Origin of the sequence: Polyangium sp. 6x1, assembly GCF_029946515.1 — a bacterium.
Classification (GTDB): domain Bacteria; phylum Myxococcota_A; class Polyangia; order Polyangiales; family Polyangiaceae; genus Polyangium.
On sequence record NZ_JARZHH010000017.1, the window covers coordinates 169,563 to 179,670 of the forward strand.

10 protein-coding genes and 1 pseudogene are annotated in these 10,108 nt (G+C 69.6%); 4 read left to right on the top strand and 7 right to left on the bottom strand.

What is annotated here, in order from left to right; genetic code table 11:
• The first annotated feature begins 47 nt into the window (after nt 1-47).
• Both QHF85_RS18475 and QHF85_RS18480 read left to right on the top strand, forming a co-directional pair.
• A complete protein-coding gene (locus QHF85_RS18475; protein ID WP_281328532.1) occupies nt 48-620 on the top strand; it encodes a hypothetical protein in 573 nt (190 codons plus the stop codon).
• A 281-nt stretch (nt 621-901) separates the two neighbouring features.
• Nucleotides 902-1,360 carry a hypothetical protein gene (locus QHF85_RS18480; RefSeq protein ID WP_281328533.1) on the top strand — a complete coding sequence of 153 codons (459 nt, stop codon included), beginning with the start codon at nt 902-904 and terminating at the stop codon, nt 1,358-1,360.
• A 238-nt stretch (nt 1,361-1,598) separates the two neighbouring features.
• On the opposite strand, the gene QHF85_RS18485 is transcribed toward QHF85_RS18480, so the two are convergent.
• From QHF85_RS18485 to QHF85_RS18495, 3 genes are all read right to left on the bottom strand, one after another.
• A complete protein-coding gene (locus tag QHF85_RS18485) occupies nt 1,599-2,342 on the bottom strand; it encodes a ferritin-like domain-containing protein (RefSeq protein ID WP_281328534.1) in 744 nt (247 codons plus the stop codon).
• Nucleotides 2,343-2,349: 7 nt separating this feature from the next.
• Nucleotides 2,350-3,066, bottom strand: a complete 717-nt coding sequence (locus QHF85_RS18490) for a hypothetical protein (RefSeq protein WP_281328535.1) — start codon at nt 3,064-3,066, stop codon at nt 2,350-2,352.
• Between the two features lie 110 nt (nt 3,067-3,176).
• Entirely contained in the window at nt 3,177-4,130 is a 954-nt protein-coding gene (locus tag QHF85_RS18495; RefSeq protein WP_281328536.1) for a LysR family transcriptional regulator, read from the bottom strand.
• Nucleotides 4,131-4,207: 77 nt separating this feature from the next.
• Here QHF85_RS18495 and QHF85_RS18500 point away from each other — a divergent pair, with 77 nt between their 5' ends.
• Both QHF85_RS18500 and QHF85_RS18505 read left to right on the top strand, forming a co-directional pair.
• Nucleotides 4,208-4,636, top strand: a complete 429-nt coding sequence (locus QHF85_RS18500; RefSeq protein WP_281328537.1) for a DoxX family protein — start codon at nt 4,208-4,210, stop codon at nt 4,634-4,636.
• Nucleotides 4,637-4,674: 38 nt separating this feature from the next.
• Entirely contained in the window at nt 4,675-5,262 is a 588-nt protein-coding gene (locus tag QHF85_RS18505) for a malonic semialdehyde reductase (protein WP_281328538.1), read from the top strand.
• Between the two features lie 24 nt (nt 5,263-5,286).
• Here the strand turns inward: QHF85_RS18505 and QHF85_RS18510 are convergent, their stop codons facing one another.
• The 4 genes and pseudogenes from QHF85_RS18510 to QHF85_RS18525 all read right to left on the bottom strand — a co-directional run.
• Nucleotides 5,287-7,401, bottom strand: a complete 2,115-nt coding sequence (locus tag QHF85_RS18510) for a response regulator (protein ID WP_281328539.1) — start codon at nt 7,399-7,401, stop codon at nt 5,287-5,289.
• A gap of 45 nt (nt 7,402-7,446) precedes the next feature.
• Complete coding sequence (locus QHF85_RS18515) at nt 7,447-9,090, bottom strand: methyl-accepting chemotaxis protein (RefSeq protein ID WP_281328540.1); 1,644 nt, start codon at nt 9,088-9,090, stop codon at nt 7,447-7,449.
• Nucleotides 9,091-9,098: 8 nt separating this feature from the next.
• Nucleotides 9,099-9,638 (bottom strand): chemotaxis protein CheW, encoded by a 540-nt coding sequence (locus QHF85_RS18520; protein WP_281328541.1) that lies wholly within the window; start codon nt 9,636-9,638, stop codon nt 9,099-9,101.
• Nucleotides 9,635-10,108, bottom strand: a pseudogene (locus QHF85_RS18525) (hypothetical protein); the annotation flags it as partial. The gene QHF85_RS18520 and the pseudogene QHF85_RS18525, both read right to left, overlap by 4 nt.

Consider the following 10,108-nt stretch of genomic DNA (forward strand, 5'->3'; position numbering starts at 1 on the left):
GGCAGGCGAGACGTTCGTCGGGGAAACAAGGAGCGATGCGCGCCCTCATGGCCACAGGTTCCATGGGCCTCGCGGTCGCGACGGGAGCGTGCCACCGCGCGCCGCCGCCTCCTCGCGAGAGGCCTCCTGCGACGGTGCAAATCGATCCGCCCAAGGAGCGAGCCACGACGCACCTGTCGGCGATGGGGTGCTCCGTGCAGCTCCCCGGCGCGTGGTCGCGCACGGATGAGGAGCCCCCCGCGGACAACACCTGGTGGACGGCGCAAGCCGACGACGGCGTCGAGGCATTGTCCGTGCTGCCCCTGCCGTGGCACGTAAAGGTGCCGCAAAGTGAGCTGCGGCTCGGCCTCGACGACATCCTGGAGGTTCGCCGCAAAGCCGATGTCGAGCAACGTGGGCCAGGGGTCGTGCAGTCGGAGCGTGAATTCGTCGACGACCCGATCAGCCCGGGCGCGTTGTATACGACGTTCGATCCGGACGCGGGCGAAGTGTGGGCAACCCTGGTCAAGGCGACGCCGAACCTGGCGTGTGTGTTTTTGCTGGCGCAGAGCGGCGTCAATTCCAAGGAGTTCCTCCAGCACGCCAAATCGGTGCTCCGCACCGTGGTGGTCGAGAAATGACGACGAGCGCGCGTTGGGGAGAGCGATGCACGAGCGGGGTTTCTCTGCTTGGCCTTGGTCAACGTCTCGTGCTCGCCGAGCGCGGCGCCAGTGCTTACCCGACCGACGGACGAAGCGGCCCGGGCAGAGGTTGCCGATTGCGTCGAGGTTTCCCGCATCGACGCGAGCGGCTTACGCAGCCTCTCGCTCGATGACGCCGAACATGTGACATCGGGGGAAGGGGCTCGACGAGGAGGGCTACGTCGAACCTGTCCAATCACCGGATACGGAACGTAAAAGCCATGGCAGGGTTGAATCACTCGTTCTTCCTCGTGCGCGCTTCCGAGTTCGCTCCGGCCGAGTTCGACCACTTTGTCACTCTGCCGGGCGAGATCGAACTTCATGACGACCTCCTTCGCTACATGGGCGACACGCTCGCGTGGATCCCGACCCACAACCCTGCGCGCGACGAGCCATGCATGGGGCTTTGCATGTACGGGCCTACCCTCATCCATGTGGAAGGCGCGCGCGTCGCGGCGGCCGTCTTCTCCACGTGGGCGAGACTGTTTGCGCTGGGCCCAAGCGACCTCGACCTGACAGGGGGCTATGCATGGGTAGGAGCCGACCCGAGCACGGGGGACTACGAGCGGCTGCATATCGGACGTGACGTGTTGTGCTCGCGTCTGAACGGCCTCGCCCTGCGCGCCGAACAGGTGGCGTCGGGGGAAGGTCGACTCTATCTTCTCCACTTCGGAGTCTAGGGCTCCACGAGGCCGATCCAATGCATCCGGCTGACGTGATCGAACGTTTTCGTACGTCGCTCTCGCCCCACTTGCATCACGAGCGAGTTCGCGTCGCGATGCCCGACCTGCTCGAGGAGATGCAACCCTGGGATCTCGGTGGTTCGCACTCGCCGAGGAAATGGGCTCGAGAAGCTCCTGCGCCAGATGAGCCTATGATGGCCCCCATGACGCTCCCCGACCGCGCGAAACCCGCCGCTCAGGGATTCCGAGCCGATTCGAAAGCACGCACGGCGTCGAATCCACGCGCGGCAAACCGAGGCGCATAATCGCGCTCTAGCGTTCGCTCCACGATCTGCCCGTACCGAGCCGGAGGCATGAGCCCCCAGGCGCGATCCTCCGCCGTGATCGCGTCTCTACCGCTCGCGAACGCCGGCGCGTAGCTCCGCAAAAGGCGCCCGAACATCGCCGGGAGCTCGGCCTCGACGAGGCGCCGCACGTCGTCGGCGAACGGCAATTCGAGGAGATGGTCGAGCATGCTCCAGCCGAAATCCCGGTGCCGAACCTCGTCGCGCAAGACGCGATCGAGCGTGCGCCTGGCCTGCGGGGCCGTGCAGCCTTCGCGTAACACCTTGAAGAGCGGCACCGCGACCGTTTCGCCCAGGCAAAACACCTCGACCCCCGCGCGCGCCGCGCCGAGGTGAAGCGGCTCCGACGGATTGCGACGCAGCCCGAGCGTCTCCTGGGCGAGAATGGGCATTTCCTTTCCGCCGGCCGCGCGGTACGTCGCGTGGCTCATGCGCGCGTGGGCCAGCTCGTCCTTGACGATACGCAGACCGTCGTGAATGAGGTCGGGCGAGACGCCGAGCTGGATGAGCCAGAGCGTCAGGTGCTGGGTGATCGCGGCGGAGCGGTATTCGGCGTGCACGCGGCGCAGCCATTCGGCGCGGACCGCTTCGCTCGCGGCGGCGCGTGGAGCGCGCTTCGGGGAGGGCGAGGGCATGGCAGGTTCAGGGGCCCGGCGGCAGGCAGAGCTTGACGGTCATGCTGCACGCGTCGCAAGGCTGGTTGTGGCAGGGATTGATGCTCGCCTCCTGGCACGTTTTGGCGTCCCCACACGTGACGCCGACGCAGTCCTGCGCGGCGAAGCATCCTGCCTGCGAGAGGGCAGGGTCCCCGCAGCCCGGGACGAGCCAGCGGCACGTCTCGACCGTGGCGCACTCCTCCTCGGTCGCGATGTACTGGCACATGTCCGCGGGATTGTCGGTCGGGATCGGGGGATTGCATGAAATCCCCGCGTCGATGCTCCACGAGCCGTCCTGGCACGTGGCCGTCGCGGTCTGCGGACCGCAGCCGACATCGAACTCGTAGCTGCACGTGAGCGGGCCCAGGCAAGCCGCGCCCTGCGACGGCATTTCGGCAGGGCATGGCTCCGGTATCGGGGGATTGCAGGAAATGTCCGTGTTGATGCTCCAGGACGTGCCATCACAGTTGGCCGTCGCGGGCTGCGGACCGCAGCCGATATCGAGCTCGTACTTGCAGGTGAGCACGTCGCTGCAAGCCTCCCCCGTCGTGGGCGCCTCTTGCGGACAACCGGGCTCCTCGACGTACGGCGGGTTCTGCGTGACGGTGCTGAAACAACCAGGCAAGAGCGCCACCGTCGCCGCCTGGGCCACGGTGAGGACGAAGGGCTTTCGTCGAGGCTTTTGTTTTCGGGGAAGAGGCATGGTCGTGATCTCCGAGGATGGCCCAGGCTGGCGCAGCCGGGGCACAAGAATGGTCTCGATCGCAGGCGTCATGCAACAACCGTGCGTGCATCGACGGCAGGCGGCTGCGATCACGCGCCCTTCCGACCTCGCGTTTTCGCCGCCCGCTTCGGCTTCGGCGCGCCCTTCTGCGGGACGATCATCCCCGGCGCCCACGCCACCAGCGCGTCGATGAAGGCGCGCACCTGCGGCGGCATGAACTCCCGCTCCGGATACACCACGGCGATGTGCGTCTCGCCCTGGATTGCGCCCGGTAGCACGTGCACGAGGGCGCCCGTGTCGAGGTGCGGGCGCACCATGACCCTCGGCAAGAGCGCGATCCCGAGGCCTTCGAGCGCGGCGTCGCAGAGCAGGTAGATGTCGTTCGTGAAGAGCGCGCCCTCGACCTGGAACTTGCCGCCGGAGAACGGCCACTGCGTCTGCGGCAGCTCGCCTCGGGCAAACCCCATGAGGCAGCGGTGGTGGCGGAGATCGCGGCGCGTGCGCGGCGTGCCGTGGGCCTCGAGGTAGGCGGGCGAGGCGACCGCGAGGACGGGGTCGCGCGAGAGCTTGCGAGCGACGAGGCCGGGCTCGAGCGCGGTGCTCGCGCGAAGCGCGACGTCGTAGCCGCCGCGCTGGAGGTCGACGTGCTGGGTCGTGCTGTGCACATGGAGGCGAACCTCGGGGTAGCGCTGCGCGAAGTCGCAGATCATCGCGCCGAAGTTGGTCCCGCTCATTGGCGGCACCGAGACGCGCAGCTCGCCGCGGACGGCGTCGTCGGTCTTGCGCACGCTCGCCTCGGCGTGGTGGACGGCGTCGAGCACGATGCGGGCGTGGCGGTGGAGCGCCTCACCCGCGTCGGTGAGGGCGAGGCTGCGCGTGGTGCGGCGGAGCAGGCGTACGCCGAGCCGCTCCTCCAGGCGCGCGAGGCGGCGGCTGATGGTGGCGCGGGGGACGCCGAGCTCGGCGGCGGCGCGGGAGAGCGATCGGGCCTCCACGGTCTTCGAGAAGGCGAGGAGCTCGGACGTCTCGACGGGTTCGTGCATCTGGATCAAATCCTGTCAGGTGCTGCCCATTGTTGATGCATTGTTACAGGCGCGTCGAGGACCGACACTGCTGTCTCATGAACGACAAGGCACGAACGATCGGTTACTGGGTCGCGACGGGTCTCCTCGGTTTTGCGTTCGCCGCGGGCGGCATCGGTGATCTCTCCGGCTCCCCCGAGATCCTCGAAGGCATGGCGCACCTCGGCTACCCCGCTTACTTCGCCACCATCCTCGGCGTGTGGAAGGTGCTCGGCGCCGTCGCCCTGCTCGTCCCCCGTTTCCCGCGCCTCAAGGAGTGGGCGTATGCCGGCATTTTCTTCGATCTCACGGGCGCCGCCGCCTCGCACGCCGTGAGCGGCGACCCCGCTGGGAAGGTGATCACGCCGCTCGTCCTCCTCGGCATCGCCGCTGCTTCGTGGGCACTGCGGCCCGAGAGTCGTAAGCTCTCGAGCGAATCGAAGCGCGAGGCCGGCGCCCCCCTCGCCAAGCCCGCGCTCGCGACCTGAAGGAACGTTTTTCCCTACCTCCCACGCGCCGAGGCCCCATGAACGACGACGCTCTCCTCAAGCAGATCTTCTTCGAAGCCCGCACCCACAACGGCTGGCTCGCCGAGCCTGTCGACGACGCCACGTTGCGCCGCCTCTACGAAGCCCTGCGCCTCGGGCCGACCGCGGCCAACAGCGTGCCGGCGCGCATCGTCTTCGTGAAGAGCCCCGAGGCGAAGGAGCGCCTGCGCCCCTGCCTCGACGCGGGCAACGTCGAGAAGACCATGCGCGCGCCCGTCACCGCGATCATCGCCTACGACACGCGCTTCCACGAGAAGATGCCGAAGCTCTTCCCGGCGCGCCCGACGATGGGCGAGGCCCTCGCCGCGATGCCGCCGGAGCACCGCGACGCCTTCCTCCTGCAGAACGCCTCGCTCCAGGCCGGTTATCTGATCCTGGCCGCCCGCGCGCTCGGGCTCGATTGCGGGCCGATGGGCGGCTTCGATCGGGAGAAGGTCAACGCGGCGTTCCTCGCCGACGTGCCGTGGAAATCGGTCCTCCTCGTCAACCTCGGCCACGGCGATCCGGAGAAACTCTTCCCGCGCAACCCCCGCCTCGATTTCGAAGAGGCCTGCCGCATCGAGTAGCCACGAACGTCAGGGCGGGCCGCTTCAGATCAGCCGCGCCACGGCCTCGAGCAGCTTGCGCTGATCGAAGCGGCCCTTGACGATGTACTCGTCGGCCCCCGCGGCGCTCCCCTGCGCCAGATCCGCCGGCCTGTCCAGGCTCGTCACGAGGATCACGGGCAAACTCTTCAGCTTGGGGTGCGCGCGAATCCGCTGCGTCAACTCCATGCCGTCGAGCCGCGGCATCTGGACGTCCGAGACGACCAGATCGAAGGCGCCTCCTTGCAGCGCTTGCCACGCGGCCTCGCCGTCGTTCGCCGTCTCCACCTCGTACCCCGCGGCATCCAGGATGTTGCGCTCCAGCGTCCGGCTCGTGAGCGAATCATCGACCACCAAGATGCGCCGTTTCTTCACCGCCTCCGCCGCGTGGACGGTCTCCGTGCGCTCGCCCTTTCTGCTCCGCGCGACGTCGAGCAGGCGTGGCACGTCGAGCACGACGGCGAGCGCGCCGCTCCCCAGGATCATCGCCCCCGCGACGCCCGGGATGCGCGGCACGTTCCACGGGAGCCCCTTGGCGACGGACTCCACTTCCCCGAGGACCTCGTCCACCACGACGCCGAGCCGGGCCGCGCCGTCGGAGAGGGCGACGACGAGCAGCTTCGACGGGTCGGTTTGTCGGGGCTCCTGCATCAGCGCCGAGAGCCACCGCAGCCGCAGCGGCTCGCCCCCGGCGTCCGGCACCGCCGCGACGCCGTCGACGACCTGCACCTCGGAAGAGGCCACGCGGAACGCGCGCGCCACGTAGGCCGTCGGCAGCGCGTAGATGGTGCGCGCCGTGCGCACGAGGAGCGCCTTCGTCGACACCACCGTCGCCGGCACCTCCAGCCGGAACGTGCCCCCGCCCATCGTGGGCTCGGCGATGCGGACGTGGCCCCCGAGCTCCGAGAGGCGCTGCTTCACGATGTCGAGGCCCATGCCTCGGCCACTCACGTGGCTGACCGACGCCGCCGTGGAAAAACCTGCGAAGAAGACGATGTCGGCGGTCTCCGTGCCGCTCATGCGCGCGAGCCGATCGGGCGACACGATCCCCCGCTCGACGGCGCGGCGTCCGATCTCCGCCGCGTGGAGGCCGCGCCCGTCGTCGGACACCTCGAGCTCGACCATCATCCCCGGCGCGCGGGCGCGCACGCGGATCGTGCCCATGCGTGGTTTGCCCTGACGCTCCCGGACCTCGGGCGGCTCGATGCCGTGATCCACCGCGTTGCGCAGGAGGTGCATCAGAGGATCCCGCAGGCCTTCGAGGATCTGCCGGTCGACCTCGATGTCCCCCACCTCGACGACGAGGCGCGCCTCGCGGCCGAGCGCATGCGCGGTCTCCGCCACCGTGCGCCTCCACTGCGCCGCCGCTCCCGCGAGCGGCAGCATGCGGGCGCGCTTGACGGCGGCCGACCAGTCGCGGACGAGGTGCCCGGAGCGCAGCACGTCCTGCCGGTTCGCCTCCACCACGGCATCCAGCCTGCGCGTGACTTCGCCGAGGGCCGAGCGCAGCTCCCCCGAGGCCATACGCTCGATCTGCGAGAGCTCGAGGAGGCACTGGTCGAGCTCGGCGTGGCGCACGTGCCTGCGCCCCTGCGCGACCAGAATCTCCTCGGCGAAGTGCATCAGATCGTCGAGGCGGCTCGCCTCGACGCGCACCGTGGTCGCGCCCGCCGGGCTCGACGGGCCACTGGGCTTCGCCGGCACGGGGGTGGCCCCGGGGACAGCGTCCGAGGAGGCCGTGCGTTCGGAAGTCACAGGCTCCGCGACGACCTCGAAGGCGCGCGCGGCCTCGAGCGGCACGTCTCCCCCGAGGAAACGCGAGATGAGCCCGATCCCGTCGCGCAGGCGCGTGATCACCTCGGTGGCCGGCGTGCCCCCCTTGCGATGGACGTCGAGCGCCTCTTCGAGGCCGTGCGCGACCACCTCGACGCCCTCGCTGCCCGCGACGCGCGCCGCGCCCTTGATGTTGTGCAGGATGCGGAGCGCTCGCTCGACGGCCCACGCGTCGCCCAGCGTCTCCGACGCCGCGAAGCCCTCGACGATCCGCGAGAGATCTTCGAGCGCCTCCGTCGCCTCGTCGCAGAACAGCGCCCAGATGTCGTCGTTGTCGCTCAGGCTCATCCCGCCTCGCTCCCCCGCTCGGACGAACGCAACGGCTTCATGCCGCTAGAACCGATCGCTCGTTGCTTTGAGGTCGAACGTGAGGCGCTCGATGTCGACGACCGCGCCTTCGAGTTGCCGGACGCCGACGGCGTTGTCCCGCGCGGCCTTCGTGATGCCGCCGAGCGCCGAGGCGATCTGCGCGACGCCGGAGGCCTGTTGCGCCGAGGCGCCGGCGATTTGCCGCGCTCGGCTCGAGCTGTCGCTCAGCACCACGGCCAGGTTCTCGACGATGTCGCGCACCGCCTCGACCGCCCGGCGCCCGTCGTCGCAGCGCTTCGTGCCCTCCTCGGTCGCCATCACCGCGCTCTGCGTCGCCTTCTGGATCTGCGCGAGGATGCCCCGGATCTGCTGCGTCGCGCGCTTGCTCTGCTCGGCGAGGCTGCGCACCTCCGACGCGACCACGGAGAAGCCGCGGCCCTGCTCGCCGGCCTTCGCGGCCTCGATGCTCGCGTTGACGGCGAGCAGGTTGCTCTGCTCCGCGAGATCACTCACGGCGTCGACGATCGTCGCGATCTGCGAGGTCTGCTCGGAGAGCTGGAGGATCTGGGCGGCGATGCCGGCGACGCGCTCGTTGATCGTCTGCATCATCGCCATCGCCTCGAAGAGTTTGTCGCGGCCGAGGTGGCCGTTCTTCGCGGCCTCGTCCGAGATCTGCGCGACCTCGCGCGCGCTCGTCGCCGCGGCCTCGCTCGTCTGCTTCATCTCCTCGACGGTCGTGCTGACCTCCGTCACCGCGGAGGCCTGCTCGGACGCCGTCCCGGCGTACTCCTTGGCGGTCGCGCTGATCTGCGTCGCGTTCGAGGAGAGCCGCGCGACGCCCTCGCGCATGCTCTTCGTCACGGTCCTGAGCCCTTCGGTCATCTCGCGCGCCGCCACGACGAGCGTGCCGACCTCGTCGTTCGCCTGCGCGCCGCCGGAGACGACGTCGACCAGCTTGAGCTCCTCCGAGGCGCCCGCGGTGTCGCCCGCGGCCATCTTGCGGAAGACCTCGACGAGCCGCGAGATGGGCGCCGCGATCGTCCCCGACAGCCAGAACGCGAGCGTGACCGCCACCATGAGCACGAAGCCGATGACGAGGATCAACATGTTCCTCGCCTCGGTGTACGTGGCCTGCGCCGAGCTCACGGCGGTCGCCGCCTCGCGCCGGTTGTAATCGAGCAGCGCGTCGAGCGCGACGTTCGACACATCGTAATGCGTCTTCGCCGCCGCGAAGAAATCCTTCCGGGCCTCCTCGTTCTCGTTTTTGCGGCTCCTCGCGAGGAGACGCGCGGCCTCCGAGAGGTGCGCCCGGTGCGCATTGACGAACGCGTCGTGGAGCTTCCGCTCCTCGTCGGTGGTGATCGCGCGCTCGTAGTCGTGGATTCTCTTGTCGATGGTTTCCTGCATCGACTTGATGTCGAACTCGACGCGCCCCATGTCCGCGTCGCTCGTCGAGTCGATGTGGCTGAGGTAGAGCAGGCGAAGATCGGAGGTGTTCGCGTTCAAGAGGCCGAGCGAATCGACGCTCGGGACGGTGTTCTCCGCGAGATCCCTGCTGACGTTGCGCAGGTTGCCCGCCTCGTAGACGCTCACGACGCCGAGCACGCCCGAGAGCACGGTCACCGCGAGAAACCCTGCCAGCATCCTGCCGCGTATGGTCAAGTTCATGTCTCTCCTCAATCCGTAATCGCCCGCGTCCCCGCGCGCGGGTGTTCCCCCTCGCCCTGCGCGACGGGAAGGCGCTCGACGTCGATGATCGCGACGAGATCCTTGGTCATGGCCTGGATGGGGCGATGCGAATCGGCCTTCATCTGCGCCGAAAGCTCGTCCTCGTGAATGTCCCGGAAGCCGAGGACGGACTCCACGGCCAAACCGAGCGGCCCCCCCGCGCCCTCCACGACGGCCATCGCGCCCGCGCGCTCTCCGCCCGCGCCGAGGATCGACGCGAGGTCGACGACGCCGACGATCTCGCCGCGCACGTGCGTGATCCCGAGCAGCCAGCGCGGGAGGCCCGGCAGCGCGGTGATCTCGGGGATCGGGACGATCTCGCGCAAGACCTCGACCGGGATCCCGAGGCGCTGCGCGCCCGCGCCGACGAGCGCGACCCGGGCGGCGAGCCGGCGAGGCCCGTCGTCGCTCGCCGCCTGGGCCAGGCGCTCGGCGCGCCGCCGGAAGATCTCCTCGCGCGCCGCGTCGCTTTCGTGTCGTGATTTCATAAGAGCCCTTCCTTGACGAACCGCACGGCGTCGAGGAGCTGCCCCGCCGTGGTCTCGCCGTCCTCGACACGCGCGTCGCGCGCGGATTTCGCGAGGACGGCTTCGAGCGCGCGTCCCTGCGTGATGGCCTGCCCGACATGACCGGCTTTTTGCAGCGCGACGACGTACCAGTAACGCGCGAGGACGTGCTCGGGCCGCAGGAACAGCGTCCGCCGCAGGTCCTCCACGGCGGGCTCGGGCTCACCGCGCTCGAGCGAGAGCTGTGCCCGGATCATGTATCCGATCGGCGCCGTCGAGGGCTGCTCGAGCAGCGCCGCCACGACCGCGAGCGCGGCGGCGGGGTCGCTCGCATCGGCGAGCCGCAAGGCCTCCGCCTCCGCCATAAGGGGCTTCGCGGGCGCGGGGGCCGGGGGCGGCGCCGGGGCGGGGCGAACCGCCGCGCGCGCCGGTCGTCCGGCCGCGGCGAGCGA